Origin of the sequence: Alistipes sp. AF48-12 (genome assembly GCF_003477565.1) — a bacterium.
Taxonomy (GTDB): Bacteria; Bacteroidota; Bacteroidia; order Bacteroidales; family Rikenellaceae; genus Alistipes_A; species Alistipes_A hominis.
In genome coordinates this window covers 21,992-45,994 of the sequence record NZ_QUDJ01000020.1, presented here as the reverse complement: position 1 = coordinate 45,994, position 24,003 = coordinate 21,992, and the positions used below count along the sequence as shown (strand labels likewise).

Below are 24,003 nucleotides of genomic sequence, written 5' to 3'. Positions count from 1 at the left end.
AAAACTTAAAAGAACAAGGAATAGAAGAAAATGTATTTGTTCAAAAGTTTGTGAAATGATATATCGAAAGGAAGATATGTCTAAACTACTAACATTCTTACAAAAAACATTTCAAAATTAAAATACTTAATGATTATTTCGGAAAAATCCGATGAAGCCGCCAACTTCATTGGATTTTCCGCTTTTCATACATTCGGGATTGTTCCCGTGTCTATCACGCCACCGTCCCTGCAATGCTCAATGCTACCGGGCGTAAACCCCATGCTCCCAATTGCGATGTGGCTAATATAGTCCGCATACTCCTGACCTTGAAAATTCCTTCCCGTAAGGTTTCTGAAAATCATCTTTATGCTTATGCCGTCGTTGCTGTGCAAGATGATTTTTCCGTTCTGTCTGATTGCTTCCATGATTAAAACTTGTTTTTGTAAATTGTATCACAGATTGGAACTTGGGCTTTTTGCTACTTTTGTGCCGCCCACTGCTCACTGACAAAAGTAGCGGGCGGCGATTTTACCGCCCGTTCCTCTTCTTAAAAGCGTGTGTAAAGTCCCGTCACCATCGTGAACATTTCCTCCAGCATATCAAAATAGATACCCTCGTGTACGGCAATGTCCTTCGTCCTGCACTCGAATGTCTTTTTGCTGAATGTCCTGCGGTAGAAGCGCATATTGTAGAGATCTGCCCCCGCATCATAGATGATGTCAAGGCGGTTGGCACTTGTCTTGTTCCTTGCAAGGCTCATCCGTAAGCCGTTGCCCATATTGATGTAATCTCGGCTACCTGTCATGGCGGTAAAGCGTTTTCCACCTATCTGCTGTAATATCGTCTGTGCTATCATATTCGTTGTTTTTAGGGTTTTAAGTGCTGGCGGTGCGGACACCGCCAACTTGTTCAAAATTCTCGCATCTCGGCAATGGGTGTCTGCCGTTGCAGCCACTCCTTCACACACTCCATATTGTACTCGCTCGTGATGACTGCCGTATGGCTGTCGGTGGCGGTGAAACGTGTGCTTTCGTAATCATCTATCCACCTTTGAGGGTGTCCGTTCCCCACGCTTGGGCATCGTCAAAGATACCGTCCAATGCCGCGATAGGTTCGCTGAATTTGACTATCAGCGTTTGATAGGTCGTGTTCATCGGTTGCCCTCCTTTCCCTGCTTTGCGTTCAGCCACTTGTTCCTTGCGGTTCGGCACTCGTCCAATGTGGGTTTGACACAAGTGAACAGTTCTCCGTCCGTATGGCGGTAGTCGTACTGCACAAGTGTCCGCTTGCGTCTGCCGATACCCGATTGGAAACGCTCATATTTCTCCGTCCCTGCTTCCGTACAGGTGCTTACTCCGTTGATGGTCATTCGTGTTGCCATAATGTTGCTTTTTAGATGATTAAAAATGTACTGACAGAACTCTGTTCTTCATCACTATTTCGGGGTTGCTCGTGTAGCGTTGGTGCAGGTAGAAATGGTGAGAGCCGAAGCCGTAAAGGAAAAACTTGTCAAGTTCGTGCTTCTCGGCAAACTCCTTTACGCTCTTTCTTAATCCCTCCTCACTTGTTGAGAGAGTGAGGAGATTTACAAATTCAAGGAACAAGGTGGGGATTTTATCGTCCCACACACAAATCATGCTTTCGATTCTTACTTCCATATCAATGTTGTTTTAGGGTTTATGCTATGCCGCTTTCATCCGCTCACGGATAAGGTTGGCGTTCTTGTTCACAAGGTCTATGATGCGCTCGTGGTATTCGGTGTCTTGGTTGTACTTGCCGTGGCACTGCACCACCTTGAGTGTCCGCAAATCCACCTCTACGGTTTCAATTATCTCACCGCCAATCCTTGCCGAGAGTATGAGGGTGTCGGCTTTCTTGTAGTATTCACTGCCGAACACGCAGATGTTCTGTGCCTTGCCCTCGCTGTAATACTCGTCTATGCTTTCAAGTACCTTGACGATTATTTCCTCGTCAGTGATTACCAATCCGAAGAATTTGGATTTGTTGGCAATGAAATCCTCCGCATCTTTTTCCCTTTGCAGTTGCCGCTGTTGTTCACGCTCACGCCTTTCAATCTCCCAGCGGCGGCGTTGTTCGGCCCGTTCCTTCTCGTGTATGGCTTCAATCTTTCGAGTTGCGTTGTCGTGTGCCGCCATGAAATCTTCGGGGCAGATGTTCTTCGGGTTGCGGAGGTCTTGACCGAGTTTGTTGAGCATACGCAGATAGTCGCACCACATGGAGAAGTTGTCTATCCGATACTTGTGACGCTTGGCAATCAGATATGATGCCCAGCATTCATCGGCAGTACGGGCATTGAAAAGAAAGTGTTTCATGACCTCAATCTCATCGCCTTTCATAAGGGTTTCAATTCTTGGGTCTGAAAGCAAGGCTTTGAAAAGACGCACGGGGGAAATGCCGTGGAAATCGCCCTTGAAGCCGTTGCGTCTGAGTTGGGGTAATACCCTCATCTTAGGATATGCACAGCTTCTTGCCACAACATCATCGTATAGGCTGTTGTGCGGTCTTATCTCCATCGCGCTGCACAATGCCCATACATCGCAGTAATAGAATGTGAAGCCACGGAGCAACGCCATGTCCGTAACCTTACCGTCGGGTGAAATCCAACGCTGCACAACCTCGTGGCAATAGAAGTGCATCGGCTCGCCTTTCCTGCTCTCGCATCTGACCTGCGCCACACGGATTACCTGATAGCCTTTGCAGGTGGTTATCACGCTGAAATACTGCGTTTCCTTGTAGATACGTTTGCGTGTGTCCTGCACTTTGAGTTTGGCATAGCATTTGGGGCAGGTACAGCCTTCAAGGGTGTCGCACAGTACGCTGTTGCTGTACCACTCGTGACCGCAGTCGGAGCAGGTAATGTTCCCTTTCTTGGTGCGGTAGCCGATATGTTCAATACAGTGGCGGTATGCCCAATCTATTTGTGTCGCTGATATGGGGCGAAGGTTGGCTGAAAGTCTTGCCACCTTTTTCTGTATCTTGGTCTTCGGTTTCATAAGCCTAAATCAAATAATGAGGGTTGGGATTGGGTTACTTTTCTCGCTGGCGGTCTGTTGCGGTTTTGCAACTTGCGGAGTTCCTCCTCTTGGTATCTGCGAGCTGCGTTCTGACGTGCCTCCGCCTTTTCCTCTTCCGTGAGTTCCACAACATGGTTCACCACCACTTGGCAGTTCATAGGTTTGCCCACCTCTATCTCGTTTTCCTCATAGTAGTGGATGGCTTGCCCGAATATCTCTCCGTCCGTGAAGCCGCTGCAACCGCTTTTCTGCACATAGTTCAGAATGTGGGTCACGCACTCGTCTATGTTTTTGGCAGGGTTGCGGTACTTCTTCGCAAAGAGCGTATCTTCCTCCGCCCGCTGTTCCAGATACATTTGTATCGTTCTTTTGAAATGGTCTGTTCCTTTCATATCGCTGTCGTTTTTAGATTGTCTGTTTAAGTCTCTCTCTCCAATAGGTCGGCTCTACCTCGCTGAGAAGGAAGTCCATGAAGTCCCTCCGTGTGTCCTTGTTCAGTTCGTGGTACAATCTTCGGAAAGTTTCAAAATTACCGTTGATGTACGTTTCCACCATATACACGAAGATGTTGTCCACCTCGTAATATCTGCACTGCTGCGCTACCGTCTTGCTGTTTCTCTTTGCCATGTCGGTAAGGGTTAAAGGGTGAATAACCAAAGGATGAAGCCGAAGTAGGCAATGGTGGAAAGGATAGCCACGATTACACCTATCGCCACTCGGAACACTCCGTTTATAATCTCTCTGATGATGTCCCAAAGGATGCCGAACACCCCGAAGGCGGTGCGCATCATCAAGCCGCATATCGCCAACCCGATGTATTGCGCCACTTGTCTGAAATTTGCCGTTGCCGTCATATCTTCGCTGTTTTTGATTTTTTTGTTTTTTATGCGGATTCAAGAGCTGAGGGAGTTGAGTTTCAAACTATCTTATCTGCCTCTCGTTTATCCGACATTTTTTTTATGCGTCTTTCTGTCGCATCGGTCGTTTTCGTTTCGGGTGCTTGAAAAGGTAGGGATTAGGGAATGCAAGGTTTTCGGGGAAATACTACCCGAAGGGCTGGAGATTTCCGCAGAAAACAGGAGGCTTGACCTTGCTTTCCCGTCCAATCCCGGAATTACCTTTGCGCCCTGAACGAAAATGACTGACTGATGCGGCTCACTGAAAGGCGCAAAATGGAGGTAAACGAAACCAGAGGCAGATTGGGTAGAAAAAACTTCAGGGGAAAATCCGTAAAAAAGGAATCACCAAAAGGAAAAAGACATCACCGGAAGCGTGAAAAGGGCAAACCACAACAAAGGGAGTATGATTGTTTTCCGATCCGACGGGACTTGTCCAGCCGGGTGGCAACAATCATTCTTCCCGGATTGCCCGCTGTGTGTGGCCGCTTGTTTCATTTATGGGGCAGGCTGACACTCTCTGCATTCACTTTCCGCTTCCGGCACAAAAAACAGCTAAAAAAGAAAAATCATCTGGTAGCCCGTAAAAGCACCTCTTGGCATAGACGCAAAAGAAAGGGGCATTGCTTCATCAGTCTAAACATCGTTTAGGCGTGAGGCAATGCCCTTTTCTCTGGCTATGCGGTAGTCGGCACACGTTTGTTCTAAACTCGTTTTGGGCAATGGTGTTCCGACGAACAATACCGCTTTTACGGAAAAACTAATGAATGAGGTGATAAAAAATCCGGGAGTTTATATCAAAATCTCGGATAAAATAGCTACTTTTGCATACAAAGAGTTCTTTGAAGGTTACGCGACGCGCAGAAGGATAATGCAGTAGATAACTAACTAAATCGTAACCTATTACTATCAAGAGCAATTAACCTACGCTCATTTTCAATAAATTACACTCTTTTCGTAACTTCACGCTGCAATTTTACTGTTTTTGGCAGCCATGTATATGGCCGGTTGCGGTTCGGGATCGAATACGAAAACAGCCGAAGCCGTACCTATGACGGTAGACAGCCTGCTCGCCGTAGCCGGCGACAGGATAGGCGATAGCGTAGTCGTCGAAGGATTCTGCAAAACGATCTGTAAAAAATGCGGTCGCAAGTTGTTCCTGACCGGGGACGATTCGACGAAAACACTACGCATCGAGTCCGGGGAATCGATCGGTATGTTCGATGCCGGGGCGGTACATGCGATCGTTCGCGTCGAAGGCCGCATCATGGAGCAGCGCATCGACGAGGATTACCTACAGCAGTGGGCCGACCAGGCCGCCGAACGGTGCGAGAGCGCCGCTGCCGCCGAGCAAGAAACTGCCCAGGCCGATTTCGGTCGGTTACAAACGCGGCTCGACAAATACCGCGCGCGCATAGCCGAACGTAACAAGAAAGAGGGTAAAAACTACCTTTCCGTTTATTATATCGAAGCGGATAGGTACGAAATTCAGTAATTATGCCCGAACGCAAAATCATGTCCCGCATCCGGCGCTGGAGCCGTGCGGTGCACCGCGACTTGTCATTCTTTTTCGGGGGGATCGTGCTGATCTACGCGATATCGGGATTTACGCTCAACCATAAACACGACTTCAACGCCGAATACGCGATCCGCCAACACCGCTTCCGTACCGAAGGAACGTTCCCGAAAAGCGAACACGACTACACGAAGAATTACGTGTTGTCGATACTCGAGCCGCTGGGCGAGGCCACAGCATACACGAAGCACTATTTTCCGGATTCAACCCATATGAAAGCGTTTATCCGAGGCGGGTCGTCGCTGGTGGTCGACATGCGTACCGGCGAGGCCGTCTACGAATCGGTTAAAAAGCGTCCGCTGTTGAGCGTTATGAACCGTCTGCATTACAATCCGGGCCGCTGGTGGACCGTGTTTTCCGACGTGTTCGCCGGATCGCTCGTACTGATTACGCTAACGGGCCTCGTGATGGTGCATGGCGGCAAGGGCCTTTGGGGCCGGGGAGGAATCGAGCTGGTGGCAGGCATTCTGTTTCCGCTTTTGTTTATCGTTTTTTCATAGGTTTAGAGTGACGAGCATTCATTCGATAGGCGCCGATCCCCCATCGGAAATACGGTGTTTTCCGGCTCGAAACTTCCGGCCGATCCCGATACCAAATACAGGAAACGGGCTCTTCCAGAAATTACGTTCGATCCGCGGGGTGAGACGACCGTCAAACCCGTTGGGTGCATCATCGCCCGGATCGACGTCGTTATGCTGGACGCTCCCGTGGTACTGGGCAGGATGTACGTCAACCTGATCCCCGTACTCCCCATTCCTTGACCGCGAATCGCTGCGTCGAGACAATAGCGTTTTCAATCGAGGAATCGCAAAATGAACCGCAAACATGACGTATCTTCGCAAACTCGAAAGAACATGCTATCGAAGGGAACGGACTCTCGGTCCGCCTGTTCGCAGGAATACCGGTGACGAATCATCCGTCTGCATCTCCGCCGTTTGCCGCGCCGGGCGGATTGATCCGTTTCCGTCTGCATCGTCCGAACTATACGTCGCCGTTTTCGTCTTGCGGACACAGCAAACAGGCCATTTGCGACAGGACGTTGCGTTTCCATTCCCGTATGAAGACGGAGAACTGCTCTTTGTCTTCGAGCAGCAGCGTCGTCACCAGATTTTTCATCAGGAACGGGAAGGTCAGTTGCGAATAGAGCGTCAGAAAAACGATCCGGGACGGGACGGGACGGAGGATTCCTTCCCGCATCGCCGTTTTGAGCGCATTCTGGATATCGAGGATATACTTGTCGATCTTCAGTTCCCGGGCTGCTTCTATAAGATGATTCACGTCGCGTTGAATCTCCCCTATCATGAAATACGGCAGATCGGGATTGTTCAGAAACAGAGCGACGTATTCGTCGATAATTCGGTCGAGCCGTTCCATAAAAGGAATATCGCGTATCAGAATATCATGGATGCGCGGAATCACTTCCTGTAGGATGTCGCCGTAGATCGCCCGGAAGAGCCGCTCCTTGGTCCGGAAGTAGTAATGCAACGCCGGACGCGTAATGCCTACCGCCGCCGCGATGTCGCTCATGCTGGTATTGACGTACCCTTTTTCGATGAAAAGCCGGTGGGCGCACGCGATGACGTTCTGTTCGATATTTCCCGCAGGTTTCATAGCAAAGTTAGTTTTCAAGGTTATTGACAAAAAGTAAAAGCCGGTTCATAATATTCACGTCGCTAACGCTTCCGTCGAAGTCGAGCGACAGCAGGTTCATCTGCGGGTAAAGCCCGCGTATGCGTTTCTCCACGCCCTTCGAGACGATGTGATTGGCGATGCAGCCGAACGGTTGCAGGCTGACGACGTTCCGAACGCCGTGCCGGGCGAACATCGCCACCTCGCCGGGCAGCAGCCACCCCTCGCCGAACTGCGCGTTCAGCGATATGACCTCGGAAGCCGCTTCGGCACTCTCATACACGTTGCCGATCGGTTGAAAGTAGGGAAATTTCGAAGCGATGCCGTTGAAACGACCGATGAGCCGTTGCATACGCCCGGCTCCTTGCCGAAGCAGCCAGCCGGGAATCCGCGAGGAATCCAGTCCCGAACGATTTCGGATTTCGCGGTTGACGAACCCCTGCATGAAAAAATCGGTCAATATGGGCGATACCGCTTCGATCCGACGATCGGTCAGCCAATCGATCAATCCTTTTTGGGCGAAAGGATTGAATTTTAGGAATATCTCACCCACGATACCGACCTTCGGCCGTTCGATGGGACGGCATTTGCGGGAAAACGCTTCAACGGCGAAGCCCAGCGTTTCGGCAAAGGCATCCAGAATATTGCTTTCGGATTCGGATTCCAGAATCATTTTCGCGTCTTCCAGATACCAGTCGCGCAGCGAGGCCGCTTCGCCGGGCTCGGTTTCGCGCACGGCCGTAGCGTAATAGAGGCGCGCCAGGCAATCGGTGAACAGAACGGCTCCGATGGCACCGCGAAACACGCGCAGCCACGGAATACGGAACCCCGGCTGGGTCGTTTGCAGACCGCTGCCCGGCGATACGGATATAACCGGCACGTCGGCGAAACCGGCATTGACGAGCCCTTTGCGGATCAGGGCGATGTAGTTGCTGGCGCGGCATTGTCCGCCGGTCTGGGTGATGGCCACGGCCGTTTCGGTCGGGTCGTGCCGGCCCGACTGGAGCGCGTTCACGATGTCGCCCACGATCAGCGTCGCCGGATAACAGATTTCGTTGTTGGCATACCGCAATCCCGATTCTACCGAGGCTTGCGTACTCATGGGTAGGTTCTCGGCTTCGTATCCGGCACGTTTCAGCAGCGCCGGAATAAGCGGCGAAATAAACGGCGTAAAGAACGGAACGAGGATTTTCCGCTTGCGGTCCCGCTCGCCGAAATCGGGCGTCGTCACGAACGGCCGCGGCGCGGCCTGCGAAGCGTGCCCGAGTTTCAGGCTCTCGATCAGCGAGCGGATACGCAACTTCAGCGACCCGGTATTGCTCACGTCGTCGATTTTCAGCAGCGTGAGGCTTTTCCCGTGCCGTCCCAACAGGTCGCGCACTTCGTCGGTCAGCAGAGCGTCCGGGCCGCAGCCGAAAGAGGTCAGTTCGACGAACTGCACGTTCCGATCCTGCCGGCTCGCCCATGCGGCAGCCCGGAGAATGCGGTTGGCGTAGGCCCATTGCGCCACATAATGAGTGTCGGCGGTCGAAATATTTTCGCCGCGCACGATATCGTCCGTAATGACGTCGACGCCCATCCCCGCGACCATCTCCGCGATTTTATGCTGGATGAGCGGATCGGCATGGTAGGGCCGGCCGGCTACGAGAAGCGTCAGCCGGCCCGCATCGCGGCTGCGGCGCAGAATCCCGCCGTTAAGCTCCCTAAGCTGCCGAGCAAAAGCGCGCTGTTCGTCGAGCGCCCGCCGGAAAGCCGTCCGGATCTTCCGGCGCGCTACGCCCAGCGAAACGAGATAGTCGGAGCACTGGCGGTAGAGTCGCTTTTCGTTACGGAACGAAACGGTCGGCGAGTCGAGCGGGATCGAAAGATTGTCGACGCTCCGCACGACATCCGAATACCCGGCCACGATCGGACAACTGTAACTGTTGATCTCTTTGCCGTCCGGTTGTTCGTATACGACATAAGGCATCAGAATGCGGTCTACGCCCTTTTCGACGAGATCGCTGATATGGGCATGGACGAGTTTGGCCGGAAAACAGATGTTGTCGGACATCACGCGGCGCACGTTATGTTCGTAGGTTCGCATGTTCGAAGGGTCGGACAGCACGACGGAAATACCGCAGTCGCTGAGCAACGTATGCCAGAAAGGATACTCCTCGTAGGTATTCAGGCAACGGGGAATGCCGACGACCGGACACCCTTCCCGGAAACCGGAGCGGTCGAAAAGCAGGCGCAATTTCTCGGCATAAGCGTTTTCGCCCTGCACGTCGCAGGAACCTTTATTGGAAAAATGACGCTCGCACTTGTTTCCCGAATAGTAGGTGTTGCCGCCTGAGAAACGATAGCGCGTCACCATGCATCGGTTCTCGCAGCCACGGCATTGCAGCATGTCCGAAGTGCAGGAAGCCGTTTCGAGCAGTTGTCCGAGGGACACGCCGGACGACCGAAGCCTTCCGGCATAGAGCGCGCAGCCGAAAGCGCCCATCATCTCCGGACGGTCGCTGCGGAAAACCTCGCGCCCGGTCAGCCGTTCGAAAGCCCGCACCACGGCGTCGTTGCGCATCGTGCCGCCCTGCACGACGATCCGGCCGCCCATCTCGTCGGCCGAACGGAGCTTCAGCACTTTGTAAAGGCAGTTCTTTACGACCGAGTAAGAAAGCCCGGCGGCGATATCGGCCATCGAAGCTCCCTCGCGCAGCATCTGCTTCACGCGGGAGTTCATAAAAACGGTGCAGCGCGTCCCCAGGTCGCAGGGATGGGAGGCGGTGCACGCCTGCGCCGCGAACTCCCCGACCCCGGAGCCGAGGCTCCTGGCGAAGGTTTCGATGAACGAACCGCAGCCCGACGAACAAGCTTCGTTGATCTCCATGCGCGTTACGGCGCCGTGCTCGACGAAAATGGCCTTCATGTCTTGTCCGCCGATGTCGAGGATAAACGACACGTCGGGCGTTATCTCTTTGGCGGCAAGGTAATGCGCAATGGTCTCGATGACGCCCGCGTCGAGTCCGAGGCCGCTTTGATGAGATCCTCGCCGTAGCCCGTTACGCAACTGCCCTCCACGACCGGATCGGCGCCCGCCGTCCGGCAGGCAGCGAGCAACTCGCGCAATCCCTGCCCGACCGCAGCGATCGGGTTGCCGTTGTTGGGCGCATAGTGGGTGAAAAGCAGTTGCTGCCGGTCGTCGAACGCCGCGATCTTCGTCGTCGTGGAACCGGAGTCGATGCCGAGCGTTATCCCGACCCGGCCCGACGGAATCGGCACGGAGCGGAAAGTCCCGGTGTTCCGCTGCCGCCGCCAAGCGGTATGCGCTTCTTCATTTTCGAAGATGGCGGGAAGCGCCTTGTACGTGCGGTCGCCCCGCGTCGTATTCGCAGCGATGACAGCGAGCCATTCGTCCGTCGTGCGAAGCGAAGCATCGGTTCCGGAGAGCGCCGTACCCCATGCCGGCAACAGTTGGGCATCGGCGGGGCAGATCGTTTGCGTTCCGTCCAGATGCAGGTACTCCGCAAACGCCTTACGCAACGACGGGAGGAATGCCAGCGGCCCGCCGCAAAAAAGTACCGGAGCCTCGATGTCGCAGCCATGCGACAGCGTTACGACGGTCTGCACCGCCACGGCGTGGAAAATCGAAGCGGCGATCTCCTCCCGGCTCACGTTTTTGGCCAACAGGTTCTGGATGTCCGTTTTGGCGAAAACGCCGCACCGCGAGGCAATCGGATGAATGCGGACGGCCCGCTGCGCCAGACGGTCGAGTCCGGCGGGCGTCGTGTCGAGCAGGAGCGCCATCTGGTCGACAAAGGCCCCCGTACCGCCGGCGCAATTGCTGTTCATGCGCATGTCCGGCGTTTCGCCTTTCAGAAAAACGACTTTGGCGTCCTCGCCGCCGATGTCGATGAGGGTCGTCGCCTGCGGATGGTAACGCCGGACATAGGCCGTCGAAGCCACGACCTCCTGAACGAAAGGGATCTGCGTGCGCTCCGCGATGCCCAGCCCGACCGAACCGGTAATCGTCAAACCGAACAATTCGTCCCCGAACCGCTCGCCCAGCTCCGAAAAGACGACGGAAAGAGTTTCCCGAATACGGGCATTGTGACGAACATAGGTCGAAAAACAAATGTTGTCGTGGTCGTCCAATACGACGACCTTGAGCGTCGTGGAACCCACATCAAGACCTATTCTATTGTGTTTCATAACAAAACAATATTTCACCAACACTGTCTGACTATAATGTCAGACACAAATGTAAACAAAAATTCCGACATGGTTAATCGGGATGAAAATTATTTGCAATTTTTTTCAACGTCCGGTTGTCCGATCGGTCATTCCTAAAATTTATACCAACGGAAGACCAATACAAAAAAGATACCCGCCGCAAATGCAGCGGGTATCCCCCGTTTTCAGGCAATGCCAGAAACCTCCTTCGGTAAAACTCTAAAATTCGATTCTTTTGGCCTGCCCGATGTGTTCGAGATTGACCGATGCGTACGGATCGCCGGCGGCTTCGGCTTTCCGGAGAAATTTTTCGGCCGTGTCGTAATCCCCTTTCATCATGTAGCATACGCCTATGTAGTTGAATGCCGCAGGATTCTCCTGCTGACCTTCCAGTTCTTTCAAAGCGGCTTCGTAGTCTCCTTCGACCATGTGCCGCATAGCCCTGTTGATCCGCGTAACCCCGATGTTTTCAGGACTGTCCGGGTCAATCCACGTGGTGCGGCCGTGCTCGTCCGTAACCGCCGTAGCGACGGAAGCCGTCCGGTCGATGTCGTAGTAGACCTGCAAATATCCGGCATTCCGCAGGGCAGGATAAAAATTCTTCAGCATGTAGGCATACGGCTTTCCGTCGGCAAGCTGTTTCAATTTGGTCTTGCGCTCTTCCTGCTCGATGGTGTAGGCATCGATGATGTCGAGCACCTCCTGCCGGTACTCCATATCCGACTCGGCGACCATTTTACGCAAACCGTCCCAATCCTCGCGCCCGTTGTAAAGTTCGAACAGGCTCTCGTCGCGCGGCATGTCGAGGTTCTTCAGCAGGTAATCCCGGAACGACTCCGCACGCCTTTGCGCGAGCGCCGTGTTGCCGGCCAGCGTACCTTCCGGCGAAGCGTATCCGGCTATCATGATCCGTTTGAGCGACGCATTCGGATCTTCGTGGATAAGCTGGAACGCTTTCCCCACTGCGCCGAGCAACTCCTTGTTGCCGGGAATATCCATATCGATTACGTGCGACCCTACGGTAAACCGGATTACGGCCGTCCCTTTGTCGCGTTCGTTGAACAGGATGTCGTAACGGTTGGGATAATCCTCGACAGGATGCAGAAACGGATTCTCCAGGGAATATTTTTCGAGTTCGGTGAGCCGGTATTCGAGCGGCTCGCTGTTGTAAGCCGGCACGATCTCGTAATAGAGCAGCTTGTCCGCGGCGAGCGTCCGGGCCGGTTTCGTATCTTCGGAGCAACACCCGACCACGGTTTCGCCGAGCGACAGCGACACCGTATTCATCCAGGATTGATACGGAACGAGCGCTTTATAGCCGACCTTCGCAGGAGTATCCTTTCTTTTTAAGACATAGCCTTTGCCGCCGGTCGCTCTATTGCGGGTATCGTACAGGCTGCGCCGGTTGCCGGTTACGACGATCTGCTCGAGCGCCAGCCTGTCGGCCCCGTTGTAGAGCACGGGCGTCATCACGACCCGATAGTTCGGACGCAACTTTTCGATATTCACATCGAACGACACCTCCACCTCTTCGTTTACCTTACGCACCTTTGTATTCTCTACGGTCCATGTTCCCGGCGCCGCAGCCCAAAGGTCGGCTGCGAAAAACAGGGACAAGATTATAATTAGCGATCTTTTCATCAGACGTTCGGATTATATCAGTTAATTATGAATATCAGGTTAACGCCCAACTTGGTCGGGCCGAAATAGTTTTTGGTTCCGGATTCGAGCCGGGGACTACAGTCGCGGCACCCGTACTTGTCGTAGTCGAAACGGACGTATCCGACGCCGACGGTGGCCTCGATGCTCCACTTCCGCGCGAGCATCCACTGGTAACCGTAACTGAATCCGCCTCCGACGTACCAGCCGTCGTAACGGTGTTCCTTACCGTCCCGGGCCAGGCCGAACGGCAGTTTCACCTTCGAAATATTGTACTCTCCGCCGAGCAGGTGTACGCCGAAAAAGTGCCCGTTGAAACGTTCGCACAACCAGTAACGGAACTCGGGCTGCACCAGCCAGTGCTTGAACATTTTGCCGTCGTTCTTCTCGAACGGATTGTAATTACCCGATATATCGAGGGTCGTCGCCCGTCCCAGCCCCAGCTCGACGCCGAGGTTCGGCGTCGCCAGTACGTCGTAAACGACATTGTTCTTCACAGCGACTTTCTGAGCGCCGGTCGAAGCCGTCATCGCGGCAAAGGCGAGCAGAAGAATAACTTTTTTCATCATGACTTTTCTTTCGTTTATGGACCGGCCGCCCCCGCGGGCGGCCGGCTTTGTGAATACTGATAAACAGAGGTTGCGTTCGTCGTTACTCTGCGCGCAGCGTAATCGTGCTGGACGGTTCCCGCATGATCCTCTTCAACGTACGCGTAGCCCTGCGGTCGCTGCTTTCATGGATCTCGAACAGCATCAGGTGATCGAGACGCGTCCCGGGAATCATATACCACTGGCGCCATCCGTGTGCGAGCCCGCTGCCGATCTCTTCCGCTTCGATCTTACCCGTCTTGCCCTGGTTATTCGGATCGTGGTTGTCGTGCCTCAGCGCGAAAGCGCTCACCACGTACAATTCCTTGCCGTTACCCAGGTTCGTCGCATGGTTCGCCCGCTTGAATTGCCTGCGCAGGAACTCCGTGCTTACCAGGTAATACTCATAGGTCAACGTAGTGTACACGTTCGGATCGTCATGGTACAACTGTACCGTACGGGTCGTCGTAGCCTCTTCGAGATCGATCGCGGTCACCTTGAAGCTCACCGTCTGCAATCCCGGTTTGGCCGGAGTGTAATAGTAGTATCCGCCGCCGTCGTCGCTGAACCCGGTCATGTCCGACGGAGCCAGGCTCGGCGTGTAAAACAACACGAGATCCTGCCGCGCGAACGCGTCTTCGGACATATAGAAGGTTATCAGCGCCTCCTGACCGATGCCGTATCCCACGCAGTTTTGCAGATAAGCGGAATGGTGTCCGTTGATCGATACGAGCGTCAGCGCAGGCCCGACATACGCGGTTTTGAAGATCGGGTTCTCGATAGTCACCAATTCGCCGCCATGATCCCTCGAATTCTGGAAATCGACGGTCTGCTGTCCCGCTCCGGTCGCCATATAAATATAGCTGATGCTGCCGTCCGGGTTCGATTCGATCTGCAGGCTGTTCCGGCTCGCATTGGTCGGCTCCAAATTCCGGGCCGTAATTACGCATCGCAGCGGGAAATAGGCGGCCGGAATATCATCGGAGATGTCGAACGTAAGCGTTTTCGAATCGCCTCTGCTGACGCCGGAAGGCATCCCCACCGGGTCGAACGTAAACTTCTCGCATGAAATGACGGTCACGATCCTCGACAGGGCGCCGGCGGAAATACGGATTTCCGCCTTTTTGAAACCGTCGTCGACGACCCGGACGTCGGCGTACACCTTACCCGAACCCCGGTCGACGTACAGGTTGCTCAGTATCCCTTCCTCGTCGGACAGCACCAGCGGGTTGCGGATATCGCCGTTGGTCACGACGTTGCTCTTCTCATACTTGACGTCGAGTTCGAGCCGCTGCGTCGCGGAACCGTCCCCCGGATTGGTAAGGATATTGACGATCGGATTGACCGTCAGCCGGTCGGAACCGTCCGATATCTCGGGAGATTCTTTGATGATCTCCGCGTAAATGTTGTTGATCGGCGGCGCGTCGATCGCGCTTTCAACGCTTCCGGAACCGATATTTCCCGGGATATAGTCCATGATCCTTATCCTGAAATGGGTATTGCGAACGATCGGATAAAGATTGAGTTCGCTGTCGATCAACTCGATTTTGTAATACTTTTTATAATCGCCGCCGGCGTGAAGTATCACGAAAGTCTCGTCATTGTAGCCGTTGTCGCTCTCGAACATGTATTTAGGCTCGAGATCCAGCGTCGTCGGTTTATCGGCGCACATGCCCGCATCGGCCGGAACGGTGGCCCGGTCGGCCGACCACTCGAACGGTTCCGCAATGCCCGGACTGAACGGAGCGATCGTTCCGCGGGTCGCATAGTTATAAAGCGCGAACCCTTCGACGGTAAACTGCTCGCGTTGCCCCTGGGCCATCAGATCCAGCAGATTCTGGTCGATCTCTACGGTCACCTTGGCTTGGTTGCGCAGCAGCCTCACCTGCGGGGGAGCATTGAAATTATCGACGGTCTTGCGGTCCCACAGCACCCAGGTATCCGATTCGAGATCCGGCACGAGGGTTCTCTCGTCTTTGCCGAGCGAGCCCCGCTCGTCGAACGCGCTCCAGTCGTAATTGGCTATGAAATGCACGATACGCGTACTGCCCGACACCTTCGCCTTGAACGTACCGCCCTGCAGGTCGGATGCGACCGAGCGGCCGAGGAACCGGCCGTCGGCATCGAATTGCAGTAGACTGATATCGTTTACCGTACTCTCGGCCGATTTGGTACGAACGACCGTATAATCGGGAACCGAATAAGAAAATTCCAGATCGGCCTCCCCGCTTACCGGCATGGAAACCGGTTCCGTTTCGGACTTCATGCAGGAAGCGAGAACCGCGATCAGCAAAAACGGCAGCGACAATTTATAAAATCTTGTTTTCATCACTTTACCTTAATTATTTCATTTGTCGTTAAAAAGGCTACAACGGACGGTCTATATCCCTTACGCATCGCACTTCCGCACTGCTGGCACTCTCCCCGTCGGTACCCCCGGACGGATTGAGGATACGGAACGCCGCATTGCTCGCCGGATCGGCCGTCCAGTAGCGGTGTCTGTCGGTAATGTCCTTGATTTCGCATTTGCTCACATTTTGCAGGACATCGAGCAACAGCATCTCGGCATAGGTCGGCATGCGCCAGTTTTTATAGGTCACTCCGTCCGTATCGGTCTCGGAGTAGTTCTTGCACCGGCTCACGGCGGCCCAGAAATCGACCCGATCGGTCGAAGACGACACTCTCGACGCGAACATGAAGTTCGGAGAGATCATCCACCGGTTACTCGCGGAAGGATCGGTATAACCGTTCTTATCCAGAGCGGGATAGCCTACCTGGCAATAACCGTACGCCATTTCCTGGCGGCCGTCGTTCACCGGATTGTAAGGATGGGGACCGGTATACAGTTTTCCGGTCAGCTCCTGGTAATACCCGCGGATGTGGGCGTCTCCCCAACTGCCCCTGGTCGGAACGTCGGGCATCGGAATCGTTCGCAGGTCGGCCTGTTTGATATTGACCGTATACATGTTTCGGTTTTTGTTCCCGTCCACGTCCTGCGACAAGATATGGCCGATCCAGATCGGCGGATACTGCGTAACCCGGACGCTCTGGACGATGTGGTCGCCGTTCTCCACGTCGAACGTAATCACCCTCGGAACGAAATTGTCCGGAATCGGGCTGTAAATCGTAATCGCCCCGTTGTGCACGAACGGATCGCGCGTAACGCTCACCCCCGTCGAGGAAACCTCGGCGCCTTCGACGAAAACTTTCAGGTTCCGCACCTCCACATTGTCCGAAGAGGATTGGAATCCCGTAACATAGGTATCTATGTTGTTCATCACGATGTCCTGCTCGTCGATGTAGAGGTACATGATGTTTTTGATCCACACTTCGATGTTATTGGTCGTCCAGTCCACCACCTGATAATCAACGTTTTCCAACAGGACGGCTTCCGGAGCGCTGGCTCCCCCGTCGCCGTCGATATGCGCCTTAATATTGTAAATGTAGTTGCGGCGGAGTTTGTAAAGGTGAGCCGGGTCGCCCCCGTCGGCCGAAAGGCGGTAGTTCACGGGGATCTTGTAATAGCTGCTTTCCGTCGCGGACGCCTTCTTTATAGGCACGTTCAGGTAGATGAAAGTCTCATCGGCCACCGCGGCGTTCCAGTCGTTGGCATACGAATAAAGGATGATCTGGTTCGGCTCGCCCGACACCAGGTCGGCGCCCGTATAGGATGCGGTAGTCGCCAGCGCGGGCGTATGAACGTCCCCGGTTTCCAGCACCCTGGCGTCGGACGCGTAGTTGACCAGTTTTTTGGTCACCTGTCCCGCCGGCTGGTAATCGGCGCCGTAACTGAGGTTCACCCGGATCTTGGCAACGCCCCTTTTGAGCGACACGTCGATGTTCTTATTGGCTTTCGTACCGTCGTTGAGTACCGTCGCGATCGACTTACCGTCCATCAGCAGATCGGTCTGCACCGCATCGGGATTCAGAGCCTGAGCAACGACCGCCGCTTTCAGCTCCGCGAGGGACATCGCCCCTGCGGCGGCCGTACCCGCATTCGCCACGACATAAACCGAATACCCGGTATTTTCCGCGAATGCGCTCCGGTTCTTCGAAATGCCGTACCGGGTCATTCCGTCGACCGGCACGATGCGTTGGTAATGGGCGCAGGCGTCTTCTCCCTCTTTGTAGATAAATACGTCGAGGGTCGAAATCTTATTTTCGTTCAGCGCCTTCTCTCCGTCTTCGGTCGCCTTCGTCCCCCCCTCTACCGGCAGCAAGACCTGAAGCGTCAGGTTATTGCCGTCCGGGGCGGAGCCGTCCGGATCTTTCTGGCACGATGCGGCGAAGAGCAGGACGGCCAGCGAAAAGATCGATCGTATGATATGCTTTGAAATCATGACTCTATTATTGTATTTGTTTGATCAGAATGTCGGTTTCGGTTCCCGGGTATTTCCGGCCTTCGGCAAAGCTGCCTCCCGCGTTATCGGGATTGATCTTCGCTTTTTTACCGTCGATCGAGATATAGAACTGCGTCTCGCGTTCGACGTTCGGGGTAAAACTCTTGGCCGGCACGATCCGTACCGAGTAGGAATCGGCCCGGGTTATCCCCTGCGAAACGTAGCCGCCTTCGGACAGCAGCTTGAAATCGTGCCCGTTGGTCAGGTTGGCCGCCCATACCGCTCCGTCGGGAGCCGTGAGCTTAAAATCGTAGGTAGCCGGGGCGGACTGCGAAACCTGTCCGTAATTCGCTCCGTAATCCACTCCCGAAAAGGCGAACGCGAGTTCGTCGTAAGTAATCGAAGAAAGCTCCGTGTCCCATTTCAGGACGTCCACGCGCAGGAACAACAGGTCGTTCGGCGCTCCGACAACCGCTTTGACCCGGTAAATCCGGTTGCGTTCCAAGTCGTAAAATCCCGCGGTATTCTTCAGATCGCCGCGATAAGTTACCGGGGCCCCGTTGACTTTCACATTCACCAACAGGTACGGGGTAGACGCGTCGTCCGGCGCGGCTCCCGACGGATCTTCTTCGCCGGAAATATTCTGATAACTGTAAAACGACTTTTCGGCGTCGGACGGTTTCAGCGCCGCATAGTCCGCATCGTCCGGAACCACATCGAGGTATCCCGTCGCAGCGGGCGTATAGGTCTCCGTCCGGCGAATATCGCCTCCCGGCATCGCCTTGCTCTGATACTGGACGTTGCTGCGAACGACCTGGTTACGGAATTCGATCGAGGTCAGTTCCACGAGGTCGTCCGTCAATTCCGCCGACTTGAAAACATGCATGTCGACGCGTCCGACGAGTCTCTCCATTTCGACCGAAGCGTTGACGGCAGTTCCCGACATCGTCGTCGCCGTTTTGCCGATCATTGCGATGTCATCCGCCGAGAAAGACGAGGAAACTATTTCCAACGCATCGAGCGTCGATTTGGGCGTATTCTCGTCGATGGTCACCGCCTGTCCGTTCGCCGTAAAGTTTTTTCCGGCATAGTTGGCGACGGCATAGATCGCTTTCTTGTCTTTGGTCACCCTGACCGACCGGACATAGCTGTTCGCAGCCGATTCCGGCGTAAAATCCGTTACCAACTCGGAAAATTCCAGATCGCCGTTGTCATGGTTGAATATGTACACGGCCAGACTGGTAAATTCGTCTTCGCCGGCGAGGGCGAGATCGCCGTTTCCGTTGCGGGTAAGAAGGGACAATGCCAGGCTGGCGTCCATTCCCGCCGGATCGTCCCCGGCAGTCTTGCTGCACGACAGCATCTGCACGGAGACGGCGAACAACAGAATGATTCTGGCTATCTTATACTTTTGCATGGATTCCTATTTTTGTATCGGATCGATGTCCTCTTCCTCCCAGGGAGCGACTTCTACCGAAGTATTGTTAAACCGGAAGCGTATGGCTATTTCCGCCTCGTCCTTGTCTTCGACGGAGATAGCGTGCTCGTTCATAAAATCCGCCAGTTCGACGGTTTTATAGCAAATCTCGCCGCCGCTGTTCGACAGTTTTAGCCGTATGTCGTTATCGTTCAAAAAACGAAAGGCGTTTACGCGTGCAACATAGTCCCCCGTTTCCGCATCGTATGCGAGCTGAGCGCGGTAAACGCTTTTCAGAGCCGAGGCGCTCGCTCCGTCGAAACCCATCTGCGGATGCAGGTTCACGATATCCACCTCGATCGGCGCCGTTGCGCGGGTGGCGGGCGCCGCCGCCCCCGTAACATGCACGTGCAGCGGAATGTGTGCCTGATCGAACAGCAATTCTTCGTCCCTGAACTGACTTTGCACGACCGTTATCTTTTTGGTCGCGAAGTACACCCGGTCGTTTTCATGGTGTATAATGGGATCTCCCGCATAGTACGCGGCCGATCCCAGCACGGCCTTCGACAGTTGCTCGGCATCGTGTATTTCCGTCCCGTCGGTCAGGTTCGTCCATGCCACCAGGGAGTAATTTCCATCGGGCAGATTCAGGTTCACACCCTTGTGTGCCTGTAAGTCGGCGCCGCTTTGGGTGCGCCTCGCGACCAGGTTTCCGTCGCTGTCGTAGACGAACAGGGTCACGTTGTCCGATTTTTCGAGGAAGCGGCATTGTCCCGGAACGTCGCCGTAATAGTAAAACGATATCCGCGTACGCTCGCAGTCCAATCCGGAGCCGTCGTCGCGGATACACCCCGATAGTGCAAAAACCCAAAACAGGACAATTATGTAATTGTATCCTTTCATTTCACTCAGTCGATTAGCTGTATCTTTTTCGTAAAAAGGGGGGAGGCCCGTCCTCCCCCCGCATTCAGTTAAAGGATTACTACAACTGCTGGAACTCGGGATCGATGTTCTCTTCCTGCCAGTCGGCGATAGTAATGGTAAGGGTGATGTTATACGCGACCGGATTGAGATCGGTGTGCATGAACTGAGGTTTGATCTCGATGTTCACGTTGTAGATCTTACCCGCTTCGAACGTTACGTTCCCCGAGGCGGTCGTATAATTCACCACGTTGGCAAACTTGGACAGCGGCAGCAATCTCGGATTGTAGGCGTCTTCGTCGGCGCTCGTAATACTGGTCGCCGCTACGTTGGCCAGGCTGAAGTGCAGATACGGAGTCTGTCCGGGGAAGAAGTTGAACGCGAAACACTTCTTGGCGTCGGGATCGGTCGGATCGTTGAATTCGTCCAGGTCGTAAGCCGCATACACGCCGGAGCTCCACTGATTATAGCTTGCATAGGTCGCTTCGTCCGTTTGGGCGGCGTCCGAGCCGAAAAGCCATTTACCCTCGGTCGCTCTTTCGAAAGCGGTCGTATTGGTCATCAGCGACGCAGCCACGGCCGCTCCGTTGTATTGCTTGTAGAAGTTGTTGAAGTAAACTCCCAGCAGATCGCCGGTCAGACCTTCCCACTCTACGAGAGCCGATTTTCCGTTGGAAGTGTTGGTCACCGTTTCGCTTCCGCTCTCGACGAAGGATACCTTTTTAACCTGGATACGGGCCATCACCGGTTCGATCTTAACGGTGCCGGTAAACGTATACACGTTCTCGTCGTTCACATTCTCTACGTTCACGTCGAATGCCGACAGCGCCCCTGTCCCGGCAAAAAGCACCTTGGAACCTTGTTGCTGGCTGTAAGCGGCCGCAACGGTCACTTTGTCGCCCACCCCGCCGGTAACGTAAGTTTCCAATCCTTTTTTATAATTGCCGTAAACGGCCAGGTCGGAGGCTTCGGTTCCCACATTCGGAATGAGGAGTCCCACATCGGTCAGCTTGTCCCAATCCGAATCGGCTGTCAGGTCTTTGTCGACCTCTACTTTTTTCAAAATCGTACCCGCCGAGTTCGTTACGAAAATGGCGATGTTGTCTACGTCGGCCGTCTTCGAAAGCGGATCCACCGGGCCGGCCGCTTTCGTCTGGACGCCGCCCATGGAGATTACGACGTGCTTCTCTCCGGCGGGAGCGGACGGGCCGCCCGGGTCGGTGTCTTTGGAACACGAGGCAAGTATGCCTAAACTCAAAAACGCTGCAAAAAAATAATTGAATGTTTTCATGATAAAAAGTAAATTAATTAGAGTTTCACACAATCGGTTATTTCGGTCGAAAATCAAACATCGCAATCACGGTCGTCGAATCGGCAGTTCCGACATATGTCCGGATGTTTCAAGTTCGGTTTCATGTCCGATCAATTTTTCATACACTCATAATACAACCATTCGAGGGCAATATATAGATACGTTTACGCCTTTTTATCAACCAATTACGCAACAAAACCGATTCTCAAACTCCGATTCCGAAACAATTTTCCGAGACCGTTTTCGCCGTTTCGAAATGCGAAAACGACAAGGCCGCGATCTACCGTTTATCATGTCCGCCGAAACGCATATCGCAACTCCCGTCCGGCAGAACGGTCGGACGGGAACGGCTCGGATACGCAGAAAAAGAAACCGGAATACAGCGGGATCGCAACCCCGCCGTTTTACGGCCGGACGCGGGGAAGCATGACCGCACGAATTTCAAAATGTTAATTATTATTACCATATTTGCGGAATAAATATAAAATCACCTATCGCAGGAATGAATAAAGATTTAACCCGGAACGCCTCTGATAATAAAGATCGGGAATCGACCGAACGAACATCCCGCGAAAACGGGCCCGTTACGGTGGAACTGCTCGAAGCGCTCCGCGACGGGGATCACGAGGCCTACAAGACCGTATACCTGCATTACCGGGGCCCGATCGAGAACTTTCTATATAAATTGCTACGCTCCCGCGAAGAAGCCGAGGAAATCGCGCAGCACGTATTTATGACCCTGTGGGAGAGGCGGGCCGAGTTGGATCCTTCCAAAAATATCCGTACCCTACTCTATACGATCGCACGGAATGCGGTGGTCAATTTGTTCAAACGCCAGCGGGTTTTCGAGAAATACCAGAAAATGCAGGACTCCGGCGAACAGGATCTTCTGACAGGCGAAGACCTGTTGATCGCGCAGGAAAAAGAACTACTCATAGAGCTGGCCGTCAAGAACATGCCTCCGATGCGCCGGAAAATATTCGAAATGAGCCGACAGCAGAACCTCTCGCACGAAGAGATCGCGCAGCACCTCGACACGTCCAAACACAATGTCGCGAACCACCTGTCGCAAGCCCTGAAAAAAATCAAGCGCACGCTCAAATAGTCAATTCCCGCCGCAACCGGCCGGGATCGCCCCGTGCATCGCAAAAACCAGAACAACGCGCCGTTCTGACGAATCCGATTCTACTTTTGTATAAAACAGCTCTTTGATTGTATTATAATCATAACGGTCGTACGCTCCGTCCGGCATACCCGTTCCGCAATACGATTTCAAAAAATAATTCAAATAGATACTCCAGCATATCCGAACGACTGTATTTATGAACACCGACCCGCAAAAAACGATCCAGGAGATCATCGACCTGTACCTCGACGAAGAGCATCCCGACGAACATATCCAGGAGCAGTTCCGCGCCTGGCTTGCCGGCGACGGCCACCGGAAAGAGAAATACGAGGCCCTGGAAAAAGCGTTCGAAAGAGAAGTCCGGTTCGATCCGGCCCCGAGCCGCAAAATACTGGACTCGTACCGGGAAATGACCGGCGCGGCGCGAGGCGCCGGCGTAGAACGCTCCCGGTCGCGAAAAAGAACGGCCCTGCGCATCGCCGCGGCGGTAGTTCCGGCACTGATCGCCGCCGCGACGATCTTATACCTGCTGAATCAACGCCTCAGCGAACATTTCGACGTGACCGTCCTGTCCGACGTGACCGAATCGACGGAGCGCGGAACGCAAAAACACATCATTCTGCCCGACGGTTCGCAGGCATGGATAAACAGCGGCAGCAGCATCGGATACTGCGACGATTTTGGATCGAAACGCACGGTTTACCTCGACGGAGAGGCGTATTTCATCGTGAAGGCCTCCGTACAGCAGCCGTTCACGGTGAAAACGGAAAACATGACCGCCGTGGCGACGGAAGCCCAATTCAACGTCAAGGCCTACTGCGACAGCGCGGCCTGCGAGATCGTCGTAGCGGAAGGTTCCCTCGACGCCTTCTGCGGCGGGCAAACCTATCGCCTGGCAGACAATACGCACATCCGGATGGACAACCGGTCGCAGCGCGTCACCGTGCACCGGATCGTCGACGGCGAACTGCCGCAATGGATGTCGCAGTTGCGATTCGAAGACACGCCGCTCGAACACGTGCTTTATATCATCTCCGGATTTTTCGGCGTGAAAATCGACCTGGCGGCCGAACTAGAACTGGAAGGGAACTTCACGGCCGCCTTCGAAGAAGGCCCGACGCTGGACAACGTGCTGCTTACGTTGCAAAATACCGTACCGGACTTCAATTACCGGATCGACGGGAACACGGTGCGCATCATGGAAAAACAGGTACGGGACGGAATGTCGAAATAACATAAGACGTATAAAATTTACACGCTTTTGACATACGACCGGTTCGGGAGACCGCTTCCGGCCGTTTTCCGCAGGAG

At 54.1% G+C, this 24,003-nt stretch carries 21 protein-coding genes and 3 pseudogenes; 6 read left to right on the top strand and 18 right to left on the bottom strand.

Annotated elements, in window-relative coordinates; genetic code table 11:
• Positions 1-185: 185 nt before the first annotated feature.
• The 9 genes and pseudogenes from DW082_RS11910 to DW082_RS11870 all read right to left on the bottom strand — a co-directional run bounded on the left by DW082_RS11910 (position 186) and on the right by DW082_RS11870 (position 3,871).
• On the bottom strand, positions 186-407 hold the full coding sequence (locus DW082_RS11910) for a hypothetical protein (protein WP_004356138.1): 222 nt from the start codon (positions 405-407) through the stop codon (positions 186-188).
• Between the two features lie 122 nt (positions 408-529).
• A complete protein-coding gene (locus tag DW082_RS11905; protein WP_002560966.1) occupies positions 530-838 on the bottom strand; it encodes a hypothetical protein in 309 nt (102 codons plus the stop codon).
• A 53-nt stretch (positions 839-891) separates the two neighbouring features.
• A pseudogene (locus DW082_RS11900) lies at positions 892-1,136 on the bottom strand (DUF6956 domain-containing protein).
• Positions 1,133-1,363: a DUF3873 domain-containing protein gene (locus DW082_RS11895; protein WP_002560964.1), complete on the bottom strand. Its 231-nt coding sequence runs from the start codon at positions 1,361-1,363 to the stop codon at positions 1,133-1,135. The pseudogene DW082_RS11900 and the gene DW082_RS11895 overlap by 4 nt, the downstream one beginning before the upstream one ends.
• 19 nt (positions 1,364-1,382) lie before the next feature.
• Positions 1,383-1,640, bottom strand: coding sequence for a hypothetical protein (locus DW082_RS11890; protein WP_002560963.1), 258 nt, complete (start codon positions 1,638-1,640; stop codon positions 1,383-1,385).
• A gap of 24 nt (positions 1,641-1,664) precedes the next feature.
• On the bottom strand, positions 1,665-2,996 hold the full coding sequence (locus tag DW082_RS11885) for a PcfJ domain-containing protein (protein WP_002560962.1): 1,332 nt from the start codon (positions 2,994-2,996) through the stop codon (positions 1,665-1,667).
• Positions 2,993-3,409, bottom strand: coding sequence for a PcfK-like family protein (locus DW082_RS11880; RefSeq protein ID WP_002560961.1), 417 nt, complete (start codon positions 3,407-3,409; stop codon positions 2,993-2,995). The genes DW082_RS11885 and DW082_RS11880 overlap by 4 nt, the downstream gene beginning before the upstream one ends.
• Before the next feature lie 13 nt (positions 3,410-3,422).
• Positions 3,423-3,644 (bottom strand): hypothetical protein, encoded by a 222-nt coding sequence (locus DW082_RS11875; protein WP_002560960.1) that lies wholly within the window; start codon positions 3,642-3,644, stop codon positions 3,423-3,425.
• A gap of 11 nt (positions 3,645-3,655) precedes the next feature.
• Complete coding sequence (locus DW082_RS11870) at positions 3,656-3,871, bottom strand: hypothetical protein (protein ID WP_002560959.1); 216 nt, start codon at positions 3,869-3,871, stop codon at positions 3,656-3,658.
• A gap of 665 nt (positions 3,872-4,536) precedes the next feature.
• Between DW082_RS11870 and DW082_RS15535 the strand changes: the two are divergent.
• From DW082_RS15535 to DW082_RS11840, 4 genes and pseudogenes are all read left to right on the top strand, one after another.
• A pseudogene (locus DW082_RS15535) lies at positions 4,537-4,726 on the top strand (hypothetical protein).
• 238 nt (positions 4,727-4,964) lie between these two features.
• Positions 4,965-5,408 carry a hypothetical protein gene (locus DW082_RS11850; protein ID WP_147387030.1) on the top strand — a complete coding sequence of 148 codons (444 nt, stop codon included), beginning with the start codon at positions 4,965-4,967 and terminating at the stop codon, positions 5,406-5,408.
• A gap of 2 nt (positions 5,409-5,410) precedes the next feature.
• Positions 5,411-5,989, top strand: coding sequence for a PepSY-associated TM helix domain-containing protein (locus tag DW082_RS11845; RefSeq protein ID WP_259335621.1), 579 nt, complete (start codon positions 5,411-5,413; stop codon positions 5,987-5,989).
• 54 nt (positions 5,990-6,043) lie between these two features.
• Entirely contained in the window at positions 6,044-6,250 is a 207-nt protein-coding gene (locus tag DW082_RS11840) for a hypothetical protein (RefSeq protein ID WP_101573814.1), read from the top strand.
• A gap of 220 nt (positions 6,251-6,470) precedes the next feature.
• Here DW082_RS11840 and DW082_RS11835 read toward each other — a convergent pair whose 3' ends face one another.
• The 9 genes and pseudogenes from DW082_RS11835 to DW082_RS11795 form a co-directional block, all read right to left on the bottom strand.
• The gene (locus DW082_RS11835; protein ID WP_101573812.1) at positions 6,471-7,100 is read right to left on the bottom strand and encodes a TetR/AcrR family transcriptional regulator; all 630 of its coding nucleotides are present in this window, start codon (positions 7,098-7,100) and stop codon (positions 6,471-6,473) included.
• A gap of 7 nt (positions 7,101-7,107) precedes the next feature.
• Positions 7,108-11,309: pseudogene (locus DW082_RS11830) on the bottom strand (acyl-CoA dehydratase activase-related protein).
• 240 nt (positions 11,310-11,549) lie between these two features.
• Positions 11,550-12,971 (bottom strand): OmpA family protein, encoded by a 1,422-nt coding sequence (locus DW082_RS11825; RefSeq protein ID WP_118458819.1) that lies wholly within the window; start codon positions 12,969-12,971, stop codon positions 11,550-11,552.
• Positions 12,972-12,988: 17 nt separating this feature from the next.
• Positions 12,989-13,555: a DUF3575 domain-containing protein gene (locus DW082_RS11820; protein WP_055203614.1), complete on the bottom strand. Its 567-nt coding sequence runs from the start codon at positions 13,553-13,555 to the stop codon at positions 12,989-12,991.
• 85 nt (positions 13,556-13,640) lie between these two features.
• Entirely contained in the window at positions 13,641-15,905 is a 2,265-nt protein-coding gene (locus tag DW082_RS11815) for a hypothetical protein (RefSeq protein ID WP_118458817.1), read from the bottom strand.
• A 37-nt stretch (positions 15,906-15,942) separates the two neighbouring features.
• A complete protein-coding gene (locus tag DW082_RS11810; RefSeq protein ID WP_101573802.1) occupies positions 15,943-17,916 on the bottom strand; it encodes a fimbrial protein in 1,974 nt (657 codons plus the stop codon).
• A 7-nt stretch (positions 17,917-17,923) separates the two neighbouring features.
• Positions 17,924-19,333 carry a fimbrial protein gene (locus DW082_RS11805; protein ID WP_118458815.1) on the bottom strand — a complete coding sequence of 470 codons (1,410 nt, stop codon included), beginning with the start codon at positions 19,331-19,333 and terminating at the stop codon, positions 17,924-17,926.
• A 6-nt stretch (positions 19,334-19,339) separates the two neighbouring features.
• Positions 19,340-20,236 (bottom strand): FimB/Mfa2 family fimbrial subunit, encoded by an 897-nt coding sequence (locus DW082_RS11800; RefSeq protein WP_055203374.1) that lies wholly within the window; start codon positions 20,234-20,236, stop codon positions 19,340-19,342.
• A gap of 79 nt (positions 20,237-20,315) precedes the next feature.
• Positions 20,316-21,545, bottom strand: a complete 1,230-nt coding sequence (locus DW082_RS11795; RefSeq protein ID WP_118458814.1) for a hypothetical protein — start codon at positions 21,543-21,545, stop codon at positions 20,316-20,318.
• 523 nt (positions 21,546-22,068) lie between these two features.
• Here DW082_RS11795 and DW082_RS11790 point away from each other — a divergent pair.
• Positions 22,069-22,671 carry an RNA polymerase sigma-70 factor gene (locus DW082_RS11790; RefSeq protein WP_118458812.1) on the top strand — a complete coding sequence of 201 codons (603 nt, stop codon included), beginning with the start codon at positions 22,069-22,071 and terminating at the stop codon, positions 22,669-22,671.
• A gap of 217 nt (positions 22,672-22,888) precedes the next feature.
• The gene (locus DW082_RS11780) at positions 22,889-23,926 is read left to right on the top strand and encodes a FecR family protein (RefSeq protein WP_118458810.1); all 1,038 of its coding nucleotides are present in this window, start codon (positions 22,889-22,891) and stop codon (positions 23,924-23,926) included.
• Positions 23,927-24,003: the final 77 nt, after the last annotated feature.